The following is a 17,057-nucleotide window of genomic DNA, read 5'->3' as shown; positions in this document are numbered from 1 at the left end:
GCACCCGCCCCCGCCGACTCGCCCGCGAGCATCCCCAGCGCGGCATCCGCGGCCTCCGTCGCGTCGGTCGCATCCGCAGGATCGAACTGACGCCTCCCGAACAGAGGCCGCCGATGCGGGTGCCGGGTCCCCAGCCCGGCACCCGCATCGCTTTACGAAATCGGTGGGCGGGGGACATCCGCTCGCAACACGACCCGACTTAGGCTGAGTCATGGCGCACTCAGACACCTCTCCCTTCGCGGGAGCCTCCGGCACGGTCGTCGCAATCGTCGGTACAGAATCGGCCGGGGCACTCGCCACTCTCGAGGGCATCCCCGGGGTGGAGACCCTCACGCTGCGGGACGCGGATCCCGCGATCGCCGCTCGCCGCATCACGGCGTGCAGCACGCCCTGGATCGTGCACGACGCAGATCCCCTCGAACATGTCGCGGCCGCGTGGGTCGAGCTCTACGAGGAACGCGCGACGCTCGGCACCCTCGAGGTCGAGGTCGAGACAGCTCTCGCCCACTTCGAGGAGGGCACCGCGCTCATGCCCGACTACTACATCGTCCTCGACCCGGACGCGGCGGACGGCACGTGGCGGCACTGGTGGTGCGGGGCCCTCGGCTTCCGGGCTCCCCGTCGTGTGCTTCCGGCGGCATCCCCCTCGACACCGCGCGACACGGCGATGCGGCGGATGCTCACAACTCTGCCGACCTCGCGCCCGTGGCCGGAGCCGATCTCGTGGCTGCCCGGGCTCGCGTTCGAGATCCCCGACCGCGTGGGGTTGCGGGATATCTAAACCGGGTCGGGAAGGGCCTGTCGGAGCTCCTCGAGCCACACCTGCGCATTGCCGTCCGAGGGGGCCCGCCAGTCGCCACGCGGCGAGAGCGACCCGGCGGCCGAAACCTTCGGTCCGTTCGGCAGCGCCGAGCGCTTGAACTGGGCGAACCCGAAGTAACGCTTCAGGAACACCTCGAGCCAGCGCACGATCGTCGGCAGGTCGTAGGCGACCCGGGCGTCGTCGGGGAATCCCGGGGGCCAGCCCGAGGCATCCGCATCGCTCCACGCTTCGGATGCGAGGAAGGCGATCTTGGAGGGCCGGAACCCGTAGCGAAGCACGTGGAAGAGCGTGAAGTCGTGCAGGGCGTAGGGGCCGACGAGCGACTCGGTCGACTGCGTCGCCCCGTCTGCATCCGCGGGCACGAGTTCGGGGCTGATCTCGGTATCGAGCACCGATTGCAGAACGGCGGCTTCGGCCGCATCCACGCCCTCACCCGCGGCGATGACCCAGCGGATGATGTGCTGGATCAGGGTCTTGGGTACGCCGGTGTTCACGGCGTAGTGGCTCATCTGGTCGCCGACGCCGTAGGTCGCCCAGCCGAGCGCCAGCTCGGACAGATCGGACGTACCGATGACGATCCCGCCGTTCTGGTTGGCGAGGCGGAAGAGGTAATCCGTGCGCAGGCCCGCCTGAACGTTCTCGAAGGTCACGTCGTAGACCGGCTCGCCGCCGCTGAAGGGGTGCCCGATCTTCTCGAGCATCTCGTTCGCCGCGTCGCGGATGTCGATCGTCTCGATCGAGGCGCCGACGGCCTCCGCGAGGGCGATCGCGTTGGACTTCGTGTGGTCGCTCGTCGCAAAGCCGGGCATCGTGTACGCCAGGATGTCGGAGCGCGGCCGGCCCATCCGGTCCATCGCGCGAGCGATGACGAGCAGCGCGTGCGTCGAGTCGATCCCGCCGCTGACGCCGATCACGGGCTTCGGATCGCCGATCGCGCTCAGCCGCTGAACGAGTCCCGTGACCTGGATGTTGAACGCCTCGTAGCAGTCCTGGGCGAGGCGCGCGGGGTCGTCGGGCACGAAGGGGAAGCGGTCGAGGGGGCGCCGGAGCCCCGTCTCGCCCGCGGGAACACCGAGCGTGAACGGAACCGTGACGAACGAGCCCGTGCGCGCGGCGTGGGTGCGCCGGTTGTCGTCGAACGTGCCCTGGCGGGCCCGGTCCTGGCGGATCCGGTCGAGGTCGACATCCGCGACCGAGCGACGCGGACCATCCGGAAAGCGTTCCGTCTCGGCGAGCAGTCCGCCGAGCTCGTAGATCATGGTCTGCCCGTCCCACGACAGGTCGTTGGTCGACTCGCCCTGGCCGGCCGCGGCGTAGACGTATGCCGACAGGCAGCGGAACGACTGAGCGCGACACAGGATGGCGCGCTCGTCGGCGCGGCCGATCGTGATGGGGCTACCCGAGAGGTTCAGCAGAACGGTCGCGCCCGCGAGCGCAGCTTCGGACGAGGGTGGGATCGGAACCCACACGTCCTCGCACACCTCGGCGTGCAGCACGAGCCCGGGCACGTCTTCGGCGTCGAAGAGCAGGTTCGGCCCGAACGGTGCCTCCATGCCACCGACCGAGATCCAGCGCGCATCCTCGCTCAGTTCGTCGCCCGCGGCATACCACCGGCGCTCGTAGAACTCGCGATAGGTGGGCAGGTACGACTTCGGCACGACGCCCAGCAGTTCACCGCCGTGGATCACCACGGCGCAGTTGTACACGCGGTTGCGGTGCCGCAGCGGCGCACCCACGACGAGCACGCTCATCAGATCGCGGGATGCCTCGACCAGGCGCGCGATCGCGGCCTCGGTCGCATCCAGCAGGGCGTCCTGAAGCACGAGGTCTTCGATCGCGTACCCGGTCAGGCAGAGTTCGGGGAAGACGGCGACCGCGACGGCATCGGCGTGGCACTCGCGGGCCGTCGTCAGCACGGCCTCCGCGTTCGCTGCGGGGTCACCGATACGCACCGGGATCGTGCACGCCGCCACGCGCGCAAAACCGTGGCGATAGGCGTTGCGGAACGGAAGGCCGGCGGTCATCACCCCAGTTTGGCACCTTAGAGTTGTCAGGATGAGTACGGCACCCCCGGAAGAGCCCCCGCGCACGCAGGAGATAAAGCTCACCGACCGTCATCGTTGGCGTGCCTACTGGGTCTGTGTCGGTGTCGCCGCGCTCACGATCCTCGACCTGAGCAAGGTCAACGTGGCCCTGCCCTCGATCGAGAAGGCGTTCGGTGCCGGATCGACCGAGCTGCAGCTCGTCGTCTCGGGATACGTGCTGGCCTTCGGTCTGGCGCTCGTTCCGATGGGGCGTCTCGGCGACCAACGTTCCCGACGGGTCCTGTTCATCGTCGGCCTGTCCCTCTTCACCGTAACGAGTCTTGCCTGCGCCCTCGCGCAGGACGTGACCTTCTTGCTCGTCGCGCGTCTCATCCAGGGTGTCGCGGCCGGCATCCAGATGCCGCAGGTCCTCGGTCTGATCCAGCAGCTGTTCCGCGGGGCGGAGCGCGGCAAGGCCTTCGGCCTGTTCGGGGCGAGCATCGGCATCGCGACGGCCTTCGGCCCCACGCTCGGCGGCTTGGCGATTGCGATCGGCGGTCCGACCGACGGATGGCGCGGCATCTTCTGGATGAACGTTCCCCTCGCGCTCATCGCGATCGCGGCGGCGATCTGGCTGCTGCCGGCGACGCGGACGAAGTCCCGGCGAAAGCTCTCCCTCGACCCGGTCGGCATCCTGCTCTTCGGGCTCGCGGTCATCTCGCTGCTGTGGCCGTTCCTGTTTACGACGGGTTCGCCGAGCGATGACCCGAACCGGTGGTGGCTGCTCGTGCCATCCGTTCTCTTCATCGGGGCGTTCATCGTGTGGGAGCGCGCGTACGAGGCTCGGGGTCATCAGCCGCTCGTGCCTCTCGGACTGTTCGGGGTGTCGTCATACCGCAACGGAACGGTCTTGGCGACGGCCTACTTCGCCGCGCTTCCGGCATTGTTCTTGCTCACGACGCTGTTCCTGCAGACCGGCGTCGGGCTCGAGCCGGTCTTCGCGGGCATGGTCACGATCGGATTCGCGCTCGCGAGCGCGCTGACGTCGTGGTTCGGCGGCCTCTGGGTCAACCGCATCGGCCGCCCCCTCGTCGTATGGGGGCTCGCGATCATGCTCGTGAGCACGGCGGGCCTCGTCGTCACCGCGCTCTACGTCCCGTCGGGCGCGATCATCTGGGTCATGGCGGCCATCATGATCGTCGCCGGTGCGGGCGGAGGCCTCGTCGTCTCACCCAACCAGACGCTCGCCCTCGCCAATATCCCCCCCAAGCGCGGTGGACTCGCGGGCTCTGTCGGGCAGCTCGGTCAGCGCATCGGAACATCGATCGGCACCGCGATCGCCCTCGCCTTCTTCTACGCGACGGTCTACAGCGAGACCGACACCGCGCCGACCATCGTCGTCTACCACGACGCGTACGCGATCGGAATGGTCACGGTCGGTGTCGGACTCGCACTCGCCTTCGTGATCTCGCTCGTGGACCTGACGGCACGCGCCAAGTCGAAGTAGCTCGCCGGGCCGCTGTCCGAGGCCGCGGGTAGGGTCGCAGACGGAGAGGGTCCCGTGCGTTATATCGAGAACGAAGGCCGGCTGGTCACGAGCGCGAGCGACCTCAAAGCCGCGTCGGAATGCGAGTTCGCGTGGGTGCGGGCGATCGATGCCCGCCTCGGTCGTGTCCCTCAAGTCGTCGAGCCTGAAGACCTGACGCTCGAGCGGGCGGCGCGACTGGGCGATCGCCACGAGCAGCGGGTGCTGGATGAGTATCTGGCGGACGATCCGGATGGCGTGGCCACCATCGAGCAGGTCTCGTCGGGCGATGCTTTGGCGCTGGCAGAAGCCGTTCGGCTCACGAATGCGGCGCTCGCCGACCCATCCGTGCGGATCATCTATCAAGCGGCGTTCGCGACCCGTGACTTCGTCGGTTTCGCCGACTTCCTGGTTCGCGACGAGAACGGTCGCTGGCTGGTGCAAGACACCAAGCTCGCCCGCCGGGCGCGGGTCACCGCCCTCATGCAGCTGGCGGCATACGTCGAGCGTCTCGACGATCTGGGTGTCGAGCGCTCGGATCGCGTCGAGTTGCTGCTCGGCGACCGCACCACGAGTTCACACCTCGTCGACGACATCCTGCCCGTCTACCGGCTGCGCTACGCGCGCCTGATCGAACTGATCGAGAGCCGTCAGGTCGAGCTGGGTGCGGGGGGAGCGCCGACCGCGTGGGGGGACGACCGGTACTTCGCCTGCGGTCGATGCGCGACCTGCCAGATCGAGGTCGAGGCATCCCGCGACCTGCTCCTCGTCGCGGGCATGCGGCCGCTGCAGCGCACGAAGCTTCGGGCGGCGGGCATCCGCACGCTGGACGACCTCTCGGTCGCGCAGACGCCGCCTTCGACCCTGAACGCGGACGTCTTCGGCCTTCTGCGGACGCAGGCGCAGCTGCAGCGTGCGTCCGAGATCGCCGCGACCGACGCGCCTGACGCCGTCCCTGCGCCGGTGTATAGCGTCGTCGACCGTGCGGGACTCGCGGCGCTGCCCCCGGCCGACCCGGGTGACCTGTTCTTCGACTTCGAGGGCGACCCGCTCTACACAGAGGGAACGGGGACGGGAACGGGAACGGGCACGGGCGCGAGTACCGGCACGGAGTGGGGCATCGACTACCTGTTCGGCTGGGTCGACGAGAGCGAGACGTTCTCACGCCTCTGGGCGCACTCTTTCGCGGAAGAACGCTTGGCGCTCCAGCGCTTCCTCGACTTCGTGGATGTGCACCGCGCGGCTCATCCCGGCATGCACATCTACCACTACGCCCCCTACGAGCCCACTCATCTGCTCGCGATGGCTGCGCGCCACGGCACAGGCGAGGCGCAGGTCGATCGGTTGCTTCGCGACGGGGTCTTCATCGACCTCTACCCGATCGTGCGTCGTGCCCTGCGCGTCGGGTCGCGGTCGTACTCGATCAAGAAGCTCGAGCCTCTGTACATGGGGGACGAAACGCGTCAGAGCGACGTACAGCGCGGCGACGAGTCGATCGTCCGCTACGTCGAAGCCCGGATGCTTCAGGATGCGGGCGACGACGAGGGTGCGCGGGCGATTCTCGATGACATCGCCGACTACAACCGCTACGACTGCGTCTCGACCCGTCGCCTGCGCAACTGGTTGCGCGACCGCGCCGACGAACTCGGGATCGTCGCCACCGCCGACCCCGAACCCGACGCCGCCGGTTACGAACCCTCGCCGCGCGCCGTCGCGCTCATCGCGCTCGCCGAGTCGGCCGATGGCGAGGATGCCGCGGCCCTCCGCCTCGGATCGGCCGCGATCGACTACTACCCGCGCGAGGCGAAGAGCTACTGGGCGACGCACTTCCTGCGCCTGCGCGAGCCCGTATCGGTGTGGGAGCAGAGTCGCGATGTCGCGGTCTTGGATGCGTCGCGCTGTGAGGTCGTCGAGGACTGGCACCGTGCCGAGGGGCACCGGGTCGATCGACGCATCCTGCGCCTGCGCGGCGAACTCGCTCCCGGCACGCGCCTCTCGCCCGGAAGCGAGCCGTTCCTGCTTTACGAGCTGCCCGCGCCCTTCGTCTTCGAGGCATCGCCGCGGTGGTTGCATGCCGATCACCGCGGTCGCGTGGTGGAAGAGTTGGAGGACGGCGCGATCATCGAGGAGCGCGCTCGGGGCGGATTCACCTGGGGCGAACTCCCCATCGCGATCACGCCGGGCTCGCCGCCGCGTGCCCTGTCGCAGCAGGTCGCGATCGACGAGTGGGCCGACCGCGTGATCGCCGCGAGCCCCGCTTTCCCGACCGATGCGGCGACCGACCTGCTGCGCCGTCGCCCGCCACGCCTGCGTGCGGGGCACCCGGTTGCCGCCGATCCGACAGATCCCGTTCCCGCGATCGTCGCGACGCTGCGCGACCTCGATCGCAGTTACCTCGCCGTACAGGGCCCACCGGGCACCGGAAAGACGTACGTCGGCTCGCACGTGATCGAGCATCTGGTGCGCGAGCACGCGTGGAAGATCGGTGTCGTCGCGCAGTCGCACGCCGTCGTCGAGCACATGCTCGATCGGATCATCGACGCGGGTGTACCCGCCGCGCGGGTCGGCAAGGCGCCGAAGGACGATTCCGTGCCGGTGCGGTTCACCCCGCTGCAGAAGAACGGCGTCGCGGCGTTCGCGGACGAGCACGCCCAGGCGGGGTTCGTGGTCGGCGGCACGGCGTGGGACTTCAGCCACGAGGGCCGCTTCCCCCGCGGTTCGCTCGATCTGCTCGTGATCGACGAGGCCGGGCAGTTCTCCCTCGCCTCCACCATCGCGGTCTCGGTTGCAGCGCAACGCCTGCTCCTGCTGGGTGACCCCCAGCAGCTGCCGCAGGTCAGCCAGGGCACCCATCCCGAACCCGTCGACACGTCGGCGCTCGGATGGATCATGGATGGTTCCGCGGTGCTGCCCGACGCTTTCGGGTATTTCTTGCCCGAGAGTCGGCGGATGCATCCGCTCGTCGCCCTGCCCGTGTCGAACCTGTCGTACGCCGGGCGGCTGGCCTCACACCGCTCCGCAGCGCTCCGATCCATCGATGGCGTCGAGCCGGGCCTTCATCGGGTTCCGATCGAGCATCACGGCAACGCCACGGCATCGGTCGAAGAGGCGGCTGCAGTCGTGGATCTCGTGCGTGGGCTGATCGGCACGTCGTTCACCGATCTCGCGCGAGACGGCGGAGAACCCCGGTTAGTCGCCCCGCGGCTGCTCACGGGGGATGACATCATCATCGTCACGCCCTACAACGCACAGGCGGCGACCGTGTTGGCCGCCCTCGCTGAGGCGCAGTTGCCGCCCGTCCGCGTCGGAACGGTCGACAAGTTCCAGGGGCAAGAGGCCGCTGTGTCGATCGTTTCGCTCGCCGCATCGTCGGGGCGGGATGCGCCCCGTGGACTCGAGTTCTTGTTGCTCGCGAACCGTCTGAACGTCGCGATCTCGCGCGCCGAAGTGGCCGCGTTCCTCGTCTATTCGCCGGGCTTGCTCGACGATCTGCCGCACACCCCCGAGGGTGTGGCCCGGCTCAGTGGCTTCGCGCGGCTGGTGGAAGATCCAGGCGCTTCGTCAGCCCGACCACGGCGGCCGTGACCAGATCGTCGACGGGCAGGCTCGCATCGACGGCGAAACCCCCCTCGTCGGCGTCGAGGGGTTCGAGCGTTGCGAGCTGGGAGGCGAGCAGAGAAGCGGGCATGAAGTGGCCCTCACGCGCCCCGGCGCGGATGGCGAGAACGTCCGCGGGGGCATCGAGATGCACGAACACCGCGCCGGGTGCGGTGGTGCGGATGGCGTCACGGTAGCGCCGCGCGAGAGCGGAACAGGCGATCACCGCGCCGCCGGACTGTTCGGCCAGCGCCATGCCCACCCGCCCGAGCCACGGCATCCGCTCGATATCGGTCAACGGGATACCCGCCGCCATCGACGCGACCGCGGCCGCATCGTGCAGGTCGTCCGCATCCAGGAAGGGGATACCGAGGCGTTCGGCGAGGGCTGAGCCCACGGTCGACTTACCGACGGCCGAGACCCCCGTGACCACGATCCGTGCGGGTACGGAATGCTCGGACGACGGCTCTGTCGGGGCGCTCATCCCTCCACGTTATCGCGGGCCCGTGATCGGTACCCGCCACGCCGAAACGCGATCCTCCAGCGCCGCTGTGCCCGGATCCGCCACACTGATCGCATGAAAACCCGAATCCTGGCCCTTGCCGCCGCTGCCGTGTTCGCCTCGTTCGCCCTCGCGGGCTGCTCGTCCTCGGGGGATGACAGTGAAGTCATCGCCCCCGTCATCATGTCCGCCGAAGAGCTGCAGGGCGCGAGCGTCGAACTGCGCGTGGGCCAAGGCCTCGACATCACGACGGGCGACCTGGCGGAAGACAGCTACTCGGCCGAGATCGCCGACTCGTCGATCGTGAGCTTCTCGAAGGGTGGCGAGCGCGATGGCGCGACGTTCAACCCGGGGCTCATCGGCGAGGCTGTCGGCGAGACCGAAGTCACCCTCACGAACGAACAGGGCGGCATTCAGCCGGTCGAGTTCACCGTGACGGTGACCGAGTAGGACTTAGACGGTTCCGTACAGTCGATCGCCCGCGTCGCCGAGTCCCGGAACGATGTAGCCCTTTTCGTTGAGCCGCTCATCGAGCGCGCCCAGCACGAGGGTCACATCGCGTCCGGCGACTTGGCGCTCGATCGCCGCGACACCCTCCGGGGCTCCCAGCAGGCAGATCGCGGTGACGTCCTGTGCGCCGCGGTTGAACAAGAACTCGATGGCGGCTCCCAGAGATCCGCCCGTTGCCAGCATGGGGTCGAGCACGAAGCACTGGCGATCGCTGAGATCGTCCGGCAGTCGCTCGGCGTAGGTCGAGGGCTCGAGTGTCTCTTCGTTGCGGACCATACCCAGGAACCCGACCTCGGCGGTCGGCAGAAGCGTGACCATGCCCTCGAGCATCCCGAGACCCGCGCGGAGGATGGGAACGACGAGCGGACGCGGGTCGCCGATCCGCACACCCATGGTCGTCGTTACCGGAGTCTGGATCTCGACCTCTTCGACCCGGACGGCGCGGGTCGCCTCGTAGGCGAGCAGCGTCACCAGCTCGGAGGTGAGTTGACGGAACACCGGCGAGGGGGTGCGCTTGTCGCGCAGCACCGTCAGCTTGTGGGTGATGAGGGGATGATCGGCGACATGCACACGCATAAACACAGGCTACCGAGTCGTATGCTCGGGGCGTGACCGTCGCAGCCCCGGGCAACTCGCCCGCCGACTCCACCGCCATGGCTCGCGCGCTCGCGCTCGCGGCCGAGGCGGGTGCCGCGGGCGACGTCCCGGTGGGGGCGGTCGTGACGGATGCCGCGGGCGTCATCATCGCCGAGGGCCGCAACGAACGCGAGTTGACGGGGGACCCGACCGCGCATGCCGAGGTGCTGGCTCTTCGCCGAGCTGCCGAGGTCGCGGGGTCGTGGAACCTCGAGGGTCATTCGCTCGTTGTGACGCTCGAACCCTGTGTGATGTGCGCGGGCGCGCTGTTGCAGGCCCGGATCTCGCGCGTCGTCTTCGGGTCGTGGGACGACAAGGCGGGCGCCGCGGGTTCTGTCTACGACGTCGTCCGCGATCGGCGGTTGCCCTACCGCGCCGAGGTCGTCGGGGGAGTCGCGGCCGAAGAATCCGCTGCGCTGCTCGGGACGTTCTTCGAAACGCGCAGGATGTCCGGCTCGAGGTAGACGACGCGCGCGGCGGGAACTGCGGCTCGCACCCGAGCCTCGATCGCATCGATCGTGGCCGCAACCTCACCGAGCGTCTGGTCGGCGGGGAAGGCCAGCTTCGCGGCGACCATCAACTCATCGGGTCCGAGGTAGAGCGTCTTGACGTGGATCACGGAGACGGGCGCATCGCCGGACTCCAGAGCCCGCACGATCGCGGTGTGGTCGCCTTCGTTGGCGCTCTCGCCGACCAGCAGGCTCTTGGTCTCGATGCCGAGGGTGATCGCCACGACGATCAGCAGCGTGCCGATCATCAGGGTGCCGAGTGCGTCGAACAGCGGGTCACCCGTGATGGCGGTCAGGCCGACGCCCAGCAGCGCGAACACGAGACCGATCAGCGCCGCGACATCCTCGAGCAGAACGACGGGCAACTCGGGTGCTTTCGCGTGACGGATGAATCCGATCCACGACTCGCCCTTGGCGCGCACCAGGTTGCTTTCGCGGACGGCGGTGCGGAGCGAGAAGGACTCAAGTCCGATCGCGATGACCAGAACGACGAGGGGAATCCAGAGGTTCGTCACCTCATGCGGATCGATGAGCTTCTCGACGCCCTCGTAGATCGAGAACAAGCCACCGACGGAGAACAGGATGATCGACACGACGAACGCGTAGACGTATCGTTCGCGCCCGTAGCCGAACGGATGCTCCTGGTCGGCTTTCTTGCGCGCCTTCCGGCCGCCGAGCAGCAGCAGGATCTGATTACCCGAGTCGGCGAGGGAGTGGATGCCCTCGGCGAGCATGGACGCCGACCCGGAGAAGAACCACGCGACGAACTTCGCCAGGGCGATGCCGAGGTTTGCGAGGAATGCGGCGATGATCGCCTTTCCTCCGCCGGATGCACTCACGAGGCGCGCCCTTTCAGTCCGCGGACTTCAGGATGATCGCCTCGGTGGGAGGCGCGGGGTCGGCGGGCTGGTCGACGTAGCCGATCACGCGCAGCAGAGCGCGGCGCACCTCGGCGGGGCGTTCGAGGTGCGGGGTGTGGCCCACGCCCTCGAGGGCGATCTCGGTGACGCTGCCACCGCGGTCGGCGTAGCGCGCGAGGACGTCGCGCGTCTGCGAGACCATCGGCTGGGCCGGCGCGACCTCGGCGCCCGGCCAGTCGGGGATGATGCCGGCCTCGCCCAGATAGCCCGCGTCGAAGAACGACGTGTCCGAGACGATCGCGTCGTCCTCACCGTGGATCCAGAGGATCGGCGGCTTGGGGTCGAGGTTGACGATGTTCGAGACGTCGAAGTAGCGCGGCGCCAGGGCATTCATCACACCGATCGCCCCGGCCGCGAAGCCGGGCCAGTTCTGGGACGCGACGGTCTCGCCGGGGTAGTTGCCCGTTGCGGTCGAGGTCGAGAGCATCGACTCGACCCACGTGTCCTCATGCTCGGATGTGTAGCCCGGGGCGACATAGGCCGCGCGGAAAACGCTTCGGGGCGAGGTGGGGGCATCGGTCGACGTATCGCCCGCGATCAGTCGCTCCACGAAATCGGGGTTCGCAACACCCGCGCCCGCTCCGGCGTCATCGTCCGTCAAGCGGGTGCCGTCGCGTCGCGTTCCCCCGAATCCGAAGGGCGATATCGGCGATTCGAGGGTCAGGCTCAGCGCCGGATGTTCGAGCGCGTACTGCATCACAACCGCTGCGCCCAGGGCCCAGCCCACGAGGTGTGCCGGTGTCGCCTCGAGCAGTTCGAGGGTTACGTGCAGGTCGTCACTGAAATCGCGCACCCCGCGGGTGGCGTCGACAGGGGCGTTCTCGGTCGCACCGAATCCGCGCAGGTCGACCGCGATGATCCGCAGATCCGGCGGCAGGTCCTGCATCAGTTCCTGCCAGATCAGGCTCGACGACACCTGCCCGTGGACGAACACCAGGGTGCGCTCGGGAACGGTGGTCGCTTCGTCACCTACGCGCTCGAGAATGTTCACCGTGAGTCTCGGGGTCTCGATCTGACGTGCGGTGATTCCGTCCATGATCGCCATGATGTCCCTCTTCTCGGTGCCATCTCAGTGCCCGTGCGCAGGGCTCTGTTACCTCGCCGATCCTAGTCCGGCCCTCATAGGATGACCTGATGGTCGACCACGAAGAATCCGCCCGTCCGCTTCCGTCCGTCGCCATTCTCGGGGCCGGTTCGATGGGCGGTGCGATCCTCTCCGGACTGCTCGCCTCGGGTACAGCGATCAAGGGCGGCGTCACGGTGACGAACCGGTCGCGTGAGAAGGCCGCGGCGCTCGCGGAGCTCGCGGGTGTGACCTCGATCGCCCTCGCCGACGACTCCGACGGAAACCTGTGTGCCGTCCGAGACGCCGACATCGTTCTGGTCGGGGTGAAGCCCGCCATGGTGCCCGCGCTGCTCGCCGAGATCGCCCCCGCGTTACGTCCGGGTGCGGTTGTGGTGAGCCTGGCGGCCGGTGTCACGCTCGCGACCTTCGCCGAGGTGCTCGGCGGTGAGGTCGCGGTGATCCGCTCGATGCCCAACACCCCGGCTGTGGTTCGCCAGGCCGTGACCGGTATCGCGTCGGGCAGTGCCGTGACCCCCGAGCAGGTCGACGCCGTGCGACGCCTGTTCGAAACGGTGGGCGTCGTCGTCGAGGTGCCCGAGGACCAGATCGACGCCCTCGGGACGATCTCGGGGTCAGGGCCCGCCTACGTCTTCCTCCTCATCGAAGAATTCACTCGGGCGGCGATCGCGCGGGGCTTCGGGGAGAGCGAGGCGCGCCTGCTCGCCGAGCAGACGTTCATCGGTGCCGGCGCGCTCCTTGCGGCGACGGGCGAGAACCCGGCCGAGCTGCGACGGCGGGTGACGAGTCCTGGTGGCACGACCGAGCGGGCAATCGCGGTGTTGCAGGATGCCGAGCTCGGCACTGTCTTCACGCGCGCGACCGACGCGGCTCTGGCGCGCTCTCGCGAACTGGCCGAGGGGAACTGAGGCGAGGGATCGGGCTCAGCGGTCGAGCGACGCGAAGCGCTCGATGTCGCTGTTGGTGCCCGAGACGATGATCAGGTCGTGGTTCGTCACGACCGTCTGTGCTTCGGCATAGCGGAATGGTTTGCCGGGGCTCTTCACGCCGACGACCGTCACGTTGTACTTCGTCCGCACGCCCGACTGGTTCAGGCCCACCCCGCGGATGAACCGGGGCGGGTACATCTTGGCGAGCACGAAGTCGTCGTCGAAGCGGATGAAGTCGAGCATCCGTCCGCTCACGAGGTGGGCGACACGTTCACCAGCCTCGCGCTCGGGGTAGATGACGTGGTTTGCGCCCACACGGGCGAGGATCTTGCCGTGCGACTGCGAAACCGCCTTCGCCCAGATCTGCGGGACCTTGAGGTCGACGAGGTTCGCGGTGATGAGGACGGATGCCTCGATGCTCGAGCCGACCGCCACGACCGCGACCTGGAAGTCGGCGGCACCGATCTGGGTGAGGGCGTCGATGTTGCGCGCGTCGGCCTGCACCGTGTGCGTGACCCGCTCGGACCACTTCTGCACCAGGTCGAGGCTCTCGTCGATCGCGAGCACCTCGCGGTCGAGCCGGTCTAGTTCGCCCGCGCAGGCGGCTCCGAATCGACCGAGTCCGATCACCAGGACGGGCGCGTCACCGCGGATCTGCTCAACCAACGATGGGCCTTTCCACGGGCAACGAATAGAGCTGCGAACGGGATGTCGCGGCCACCGCCGCGGCGAGAGTCACTGTACCAATGCGGCCCATGAAGATGGTGAGGGCCATGACGTAGGCGGCGGGATCGGGAAGCTCGGCCGTCAGGCCCGTCGACAGCCCCACGGTGGCGAAGCCCGAGATGACGTCGAAGAGCACCTCCGCGATCGGAGCCTTCGTCATCTGCGCGATCGTGATGGTCGACAGTGCCACGATCGTCGCGCCCCACGCGACGACCGACAGCGCGACCCTCTGCACGTCGCTCGGGATGCGGCGGCCGAACGCCTCCACCGACACGCGCCCCTTGGCCTCCGACCAGACGGCCAGGGCGAGTACGGCGAGCGTCGTGACCTTGATACCGCCGGCTGTCGAGGCCGAGCCGCCGCCGACGAACATCAGCATGGACCCGACGACGAGCGACGACCCGTTGAGCTCGCCGATGTCGACGACCGAGAAGCCGCCGGAGCGCGTCATGGCCGAGAGGAAGAAGGCCTGGAAGACCGTGTCCCCGGCGTCCATCGATCCGAAAGTCCCCGGGTTCTGGAACTCGAGTCCGAGGAAGGCGACCGCGCCCGCGACGAACAGCAGCATCGTCGTGATGAGCGTCAGCTTGACGTGGAGGGACCACTTCTTGACGTGCCAGAGGTGCTTCGACAGGGCGTAGATGACGGGGAACCCGATACTGCCGAGGAAGACCCCCATCATCAGGATCGTGAGCACGAGGTAGTCGTCGGCGAACGGCGTGAGGCCCCCGGGGTTGGGGGTGAAGCCCGTGTTCGTGAACGCCATCGCGGCGTAGAACGGCGCCTCCCACAGGGCGTCGAGGGGAGCGACATTCGCGAGTAGCAGTGCGGGGTAGAGCAGAGCGGCGATCACGGCTTCGATCACGAGCGTCGAGATCGCGACGGTGATCAACAGCTGCCCGACCTCCCCCAGACGGACCGTCTGGCCCTCGTTCACGGGGCCGCCGTGGGCCCGCATCGGGTTGGTGTCGCTCGCCGCGATCAGCTTGGCGCGCAGCCCGAGGCGCTTGGAGATGATGAGGCCGAGGAGAGAGGCGAGCGTGAGCACGCCCATCCCACCGATGTTGACCCCGAGGAAGATGATCGCCTTGCCGATCGGAGACCAGTACGTGGCGATGTCCACGACCGTCAGGCCGGTCACACAGATCGTCGAGACGGCGGTGAACAGGGCATCGACGAGAGGCGCCTGCCGACCGCTCGCGGATGCGGCGGGAAGCGACAGTAACGCGGTGAAGATCAGGATGAGCGATGCGAAGACGAGGATCGCGAAACGTGCGGGCGAGGAGGTGGTGAAGTCCCGTAGCAACTGCCCGATCGAGGCGAACACCTGTCTGCCCGACGGTCTCGTGGCCGACGAGTTCGATTGACTGCTCGCCTGCCCGCTCGACCGATTGCTCGACCGTTTGCTCAACAATGGCCGCATCCTCGCCATGCAGCCGCCCCCTTCGCGCAGAACCTCCATCATGGTACTCGGGCCCTCGCGCGGCTAACCTATGGGGATGGCGGACATCTTCGACGTGATCGCGGACGGCACACGGCGGGAGATCCTGCAGATCCTGCTCTCTCGTTCTTCCTCGGGGGACGGTGGCACGAGCGTCTCGCAGATCGTCCACGAGCTCGGTGTGAGCCAGCCGACCGTGTCCAAGCACCTGAAGGTGCTGCGCGAAGCAGACCTTGTGACGGTGCGCGAGGAGGGTCAGCACCGCTACTACAGCCTGCAGAGCACCCCCCTCGAGACCGTCGACGACTGGCTCGTGCCCTTCTTCATCGACGAAGCGGACGGCGAGGAGATCGTGCGGATCGGGTCAAGCGCGCTGCCCGAACCTGCCGCTCAGGCGGCCGAGTTCGTGGGTCGCGCTGCCGCATCCGCCAAGCACGCGGTGACCTCCGCGTTCCGCCGTCGCACCTGACCCGCGCGCGCCTCTCGCAGCACGGTTCCCACTCGTCCCACGAGTCACACGGGTTTACACGCGCCTCTCGCGCCCCTAGAGTGTGCTGAGCGTTCGCGTTTGGGGAGAAAGTGGGGCGGTCACATGGCCGAATTGCCGGACATGCGGTTCTTGACCGTTGCCGAGGTTGCCGAGATCATGCGCGTCTCGAAGATGACGGTCTACCGTCTCGTTCACGCGGGTGAGCTTCCCGCCGTCCGCTTCGGCCGGTCGTATCGGGTTCCCGAGCAGGCGGTGACGGAGGCCCTGAGTCGTCCTCTCGAGTTCGGCCGGCCCATCGCCGACGCCGGCTGACTGGTAGGCTATTTCGAAGGCTCTGTTCGCAGAGCCTGTTCCCGGGCCCTCCGCACGCATCGCGGACGGGGCCCACCCCTGACATAGTGAGGTCCTTCCGTGGGTTCTGTCATCAAGAAGCGCCGCAAGCGCATGGCGAAGAAGAAGCACCGCAAGCTGCTTCGTAAGACTCGCCACCAGCGCCGCAACAAGAAGTAAGCGGCTCGGGGACTCCGGTTCCCACACGCCGAGCGCCTGTCCCCTGGACGGGCGCTTCGTGTTTGTGCTCGGCAGCAGTCATCCGTTCATCTCGAGGCGAGGGGCCCCGGTCATGAAGTCGATAACCGTTCAGCAGCTGCACGATCGGGGCGATGTCCCGCTGATCGACGTGCGCGAGGAAGACGAGTTCGCCGCCGGGCACGTCCCCGGTGCCGTGAACCTGCCGATGTCGAAGATCGGCGATCTGCTCGACCAGCTGCCGGCGGAGCCGTTCGACGTCATCTGCCAGGCCGGGGGCCGTTCGGCGCGGGTCGTCGAGGCGCTCGAAGCGCGCGGTTACGAGGCGACGAACGTCGAAGGCGGCACCGGCGAATGGATCGCGGCGGGGTACCCGACCGAGAAGTGACGATCGCGTTGAGCGAGACCTGATCAAAAGCTGATCCGACGCTATCCACAGCGTCGCCGAGGCGTGGGAATCCGTGCCTAGGATGATTTCGTGCCCACAATCACCGTGATCGGCAAACCCGACTGCCACCTCTGCGATGTCGCAGAAGGGGTCGTCGAACGCGTGCTCGCCGATCTACCTGAGCGTGTCGCATCCCGCATCGAGGTGATCGAGTCATCCATCGCCGACGACCCCGATCTGTATGCGAAGTGGTGGGAGAAGATCCCCGTGGTTCTCATCGACGGGCAGCTGCATGCGCATTGGCGGGTCGCACCCGACCGCCTGCGTGAGGCTCTGCTGGACGCCAGCGACAAGAAAGTCGCCGGCGCCCGTGCGGATGCCGAGGAAGTAGCCCTCTAGGTGCGTGGGTCAGATCCTTCCGTTAA

The 17,057-nt window shown here is 68.0% G+C and carries 18 protein-coding genes; 11 read left to right on the top strand and 7 right to left on the bottom strand.

All coding sequences use genetic code 11. The annotated features are described in order from the left end of the window. Positions 1 to 211 precede the first annotated feature (211 nt). Positions 212 to 781 carry a hypothetical protein gene (locus MIC448_RS06170; RefSeq protein ID WP_036297415.1) on the top strand — a complete coding sequence of 190 codons (570 nt, stop codon included), beginning with the start codon at positions 212 to 214 and terminating at the stop codon, positions 779 to 781. Here the strand turns inward: MIC448_RS06170 and MIC448_RS06165 are convergent. Further along, positions 778 to 2,847, bottom strand: coding sequence for an NAD(+) synthase (locus MIC448_RS06165; RefSeq protein WP_036297413.1), 2,070 nt, complete (start codon positions 2,845 to 2,847; stop codon positions 778 to 780). The two genes, MIC448_RS06170 and MIC448_RS06165, sit on opposite strands and share 4 nt — an antisense overlap. Before the next feature lie 31 nt (positions 2,848 to 2,878). Here MIC448_RS06165 and MIC448_RS06160 point away from each other — a divergent pair, with 31 nt between their 5' ends. Continuing rightward, positions 2,879 to 4,354, top strand: coding sequence for an MFS transporter (locus MIC448_RS06160; RefSeq protein ID WP_081766213.1), 1,476 nt, complete (start codon positions 2,879 to 2,881; stop codon positions 4,352 to 4,354). Between the two features lie 54 nt (positions 4,355 to 4,408). Then, positions 4,409 to 7,957 (top strand): bifunctional RecB family nuclease/DEAD/DEAH box helicase, encoded by a 3,549-nt coding sequence (locus MIC448_RS06155; protein WP_036297410.1) that lies wholly within the window; start codon positions 4,409 to 4,411, stop codon positions 7,955 to 7,957. Here MIC448_RS06155 and MIC448_RS06150 read toward each other — a convergent pair. Beyond that, entirely contained in the window at positions 7,893 to 8,453 is a 561-nt protein-coding gene (locus MIC448_RS06150) for a gluconokinase (protein ID WP_036297408.1), read from the bottom strand. The two genes, MIC448_RS06155 and MIC448_RS06150, sit on opposite strands and share 65 nt — an antisense overlap. Positions 8,454 to 8,546: 93 nt before the next feature. Here MIC448_RS06150 and MIC448_RS06145 point away from each other — a divergent pair, with 93 nt between their 5' ends. Continuing rightward, on the top strand, positions 8,547 to 8,921 hold the full coding sequence (locus MIC448_RS06145) for a hypothetical protein (protein WP_036297406.1): 375 nt from the start codon (positions 8,547 to 8,549) through the stop codon (positions 8,919 to 8,921). A gap of 3 nt (positions 8,922 to 8,924) precedes the next feature. Here MIC448_RS06145 and upp read toward each other — a convergent pair whose 3' ends face one another. Beyond that, positions 8,925 to 9,557 carry a uracil phosphoribosyltransferase gene (gene upp / locus MIC448_RS06140; RefSeq protein WP_036297404.1) on the bottom strand — a complete coding sequence of 211 codons (633 nt, stop codon included), beginning with the start codon at positions 9,555 to 9,557 and terminating at the stop codon, positions 8,925 to 8,927. A 77-nt stretch (positions 9,558 to 9,634) separates the two neighbouring features. On the opposite strand from upp, the gene MIC448_RS06135 reads away from it, so the two are divergent. Next, the gene (locus tag MIC448_RS06135) at positions 9,635 to 10,081 is read left to right on the top strand and encodes a nucleoside deaminase (RefSeq protein WP_036297419.1); all 447 of its coding nucleotides are present in this window, start codon (positions 9,635 to 9,637) and stop codon (positions 10,079 to 10,081) included. Here the strand turns inward: MIC448_RS06135 and MIC448_RS06130 are convergent. Further along, positions 9,985 to 10,965 (bottom strand): cation diffusion facilitator family transporter, encoded by a 981-nt coding sequence (locus MIC448_RS06130; RefSeq protein ID WP_051513241.1) that lies wholly within the window; start codon positions 10,963 to 10,965, stop codon positions 9,985 to 9,987. The genes MIC448_RS06135 and MIC448_RS06130 overlap by 97 nt on opposite strands. Positions 10,966 to 10,978: 13 nt before the next feature. Then, positions 10,979 to 12,091 (bottom strand): alpha/beta hydrolase, encoded by a 1,113-nt coding sequence (locus MIC448_RS06125; protein ID WP_036297402.1) that lies wholly within the window; start codon positions 12,089 to 12,091, stop codon positions 10,979 to 10,981. A gap of 89 nt (positions 12,092 to 12,180) precedes the next feature. Between MIC448_RS06125 and proC the strand changes: the two genes are divergently transcribed. After that, positions 12,181 to 13,038 (top strand): pyrroline-5-carboxylate reductase, encoded by an 858-nt coding sequence (proC, locus tag MIC448_RS06120; RefSeq protein WP_036297400.1) that lies wholly within the window; start codon positions 12,181 to 12,183, stop codon positions 13,036 to 13,038. Positions 13,039 to 13,053: 15 nt separating this feature from the next. Here the strand turns inward: proC and MIC448_RS06115 are convergent, their stop codons facing one another. Continuing rightward, a complete protein-coding gene (locus tag MIC448_RS06115) occupies positions 13,054 to 13,725 on the bottom strand; it encodes a TrkA family potassium uptake protein (protein ID WP_036297397.1) in 672 nt (223 codons plus the stop codon). Next, positions 13,718 to 15,112 (bottom strand): TrkH family potassium uptake protein, encoded by a 1,395-nt coding sequence (locus MIC448_RS06110; protein WP_036297395.1) that lies wholly within the window; start codon positions 15,110 to 15,112, stop codon positions 13,718 to 13,720. Before MIC448_RS06110 ends, MIC448_RS06115 begins: the two co-directional genes overlap by 8 nt. A gap of 172 nt (positions 15,113 to 15,284) precedes the next feature. Here MIC448_RS06110 and MIC448_RS06105 point away from each other — a divergent pair, with 172 nt between their 5' ends. The 5 genes from MIC448_RS06105 (at position 15,285) to MIC448_RS06085 (ending at position 17,031) form a co-directional block, all read left to right on the top strand. After that, positions 15,285 to 15,695 carry a helix-turn-helix transcriptional regulator gene (locus tag MIC448_RS06105; protein ID WP_036297393.1) on the top strand — a complete coding sequence of 137 codons (411 nt, stop codon included), beginning with the start codon at positions 15,285 to 15,287 and terminating at the stop codon, positions 15,693 to 15,695. 123 nt (positions 15,696 to 15,818) lie between these two features. After that, on the top strand, positions 15,819 to 16,028 hold the full coding sequence (locus MIC448_RS06100) for a helix-turn-helix domain-containing protein (RefSeq protein ID WP_036297391.1): 210 nt from the start codon (positions 15,819 to 15,821) through the stop codon (positions 16,026 to 16,028). Positions 16,029 to 16,127: 99 nt separating this feature from the next. Beyond that, a complete protein-coding gene (locus tag MIC448_RS06095) occupies positions 16,128 to 16,226 on the top strand; it encodes a 30S ribosomal protein bS22 (RefSeq protein WP_003792170.1) in 99 nt (32 codons plus the stop codon). A gap of 112 nt (positions 16,227 to 16,338) precedes the next feature. Beyond that, positions 16,339 to 16,632 (top strand): rhodanese-like domain-containing protein, encoded by a 294-nt coding sequence (locus MIC448_RS06090; RefSeq protein ID WP_036297388.1) that lies wholly within the window; start codon positions 16,339 to 16,341, stop codon positions 16,630 to 16,632. A gap of 90 nt (positions 16,633 to 16,722) precedes the next feature. After that, complete coding sequence (locus MIC448_RS06085) at positions 16,723 to 17,031, top strand: glutaredoxin family protein (protein ID WP_036297386.1); 309 nt, start codon at positions 16,723 to 16,725, stop codon at positions 17,029 to 17,031. Positions 17,032 to 17,057 lie beyond the last annotated feature (26 nt).

The sequence above is a fragment of the Microbacterium sp. C448 genome, from assembly GCF_000582705.2.
GTDB classification, from domain to species: Bacteria; Actinomycetota; Actinomycetes; order Actinomycetales; family Microbacteriaceae; genus Microbacterium; species Microbacterium lacus_A.
Note: the sequence above shows the minus strand (reverse complement) of the source record. Positions and strands in the feature narration are given on the sequence as shown.

Coding starts and splice junctions, on each gene's coding strand:
- MIC448_RS06170 (WP_036297415.1), top strand. CDS start 212: ATGGCGCACTCAGACACCTCTCCCTTCGCGGGAGCCTCCGGCACGGTC.
- MIC448_RS06165 (WP_036297413.1), bottom strand. CDS start 2,847: ATGACCGCCGGCCTTCCGTTCCGCAACGCCTATCGCCACGGTTTTGCG.
- MIC448_RS06160 (WP_081766213.1), top strand. CDS start 2,879: ATGAGTACGGCACCCCCGGAAGAGCCCCCGCGCACGCAGGAGATAAAG.
- MIC448_RS06150 (WP_036297408.1), bottom strand. CDS start 8,453: ATGAGCGCCCCGACAGAGCCGTCGTCCGAGCATTCCGTACCCGCACGG.
- MIC448_RS06145 (WP_036297406.1), top strand. CDS start 8,547: ATGAAAACCCGAATCCTGGCCCTTGCCGCCGCTGCCGTGTTCGCCTCG.
- upp (WP_036297404.1), bottom strand. CDS start 9,557: ATGCGTGTGCATGTCGCCGATCATCCCCTCATCACCCACAAGCTGACG.
- MIC448_RS06135 (WP_036297419.1), top strand. CDS start 9,635: ATGGCTCGCGCGCTCGCGCTCGCGGCCGAGGCGGGTGCCGCGGGCGAC.
- MIC448_RS06125 (WP_036297402.1), bottom strand. CDS start 12,091: ATGGCGATCATGGACGGAATCACCGCACGTCAGATCGAGACCCCGAGA.
- proC (WP_036297400.1), top strand. CDS start 12,181: ATGGTCGACCACGAAGAATCCGCCCGTCCGCTTCCGTCCGTCGCCATT.
- MIC448_RS06105 (WP_036297393.1), top strand. CDS start 15,285: ATGGCGGACATCTTCGACGTGATCGCGGACGGCACACGGCGGGAGATC.
- MIC448_RS06100 (WP_036297391.1), top strand. CDS start 15,819: ATGGCCGAATTGCCGGACATGCGGTTCTTGACCGTTGCCGAGGTTGCC.
- MIC448_RS06090 (WP_036297388.1), top strand. CDS start 16,339: ATGAAGTCGATAACCGTTCAGCAGCTGCACGATCGGGGCGATGTCCCG.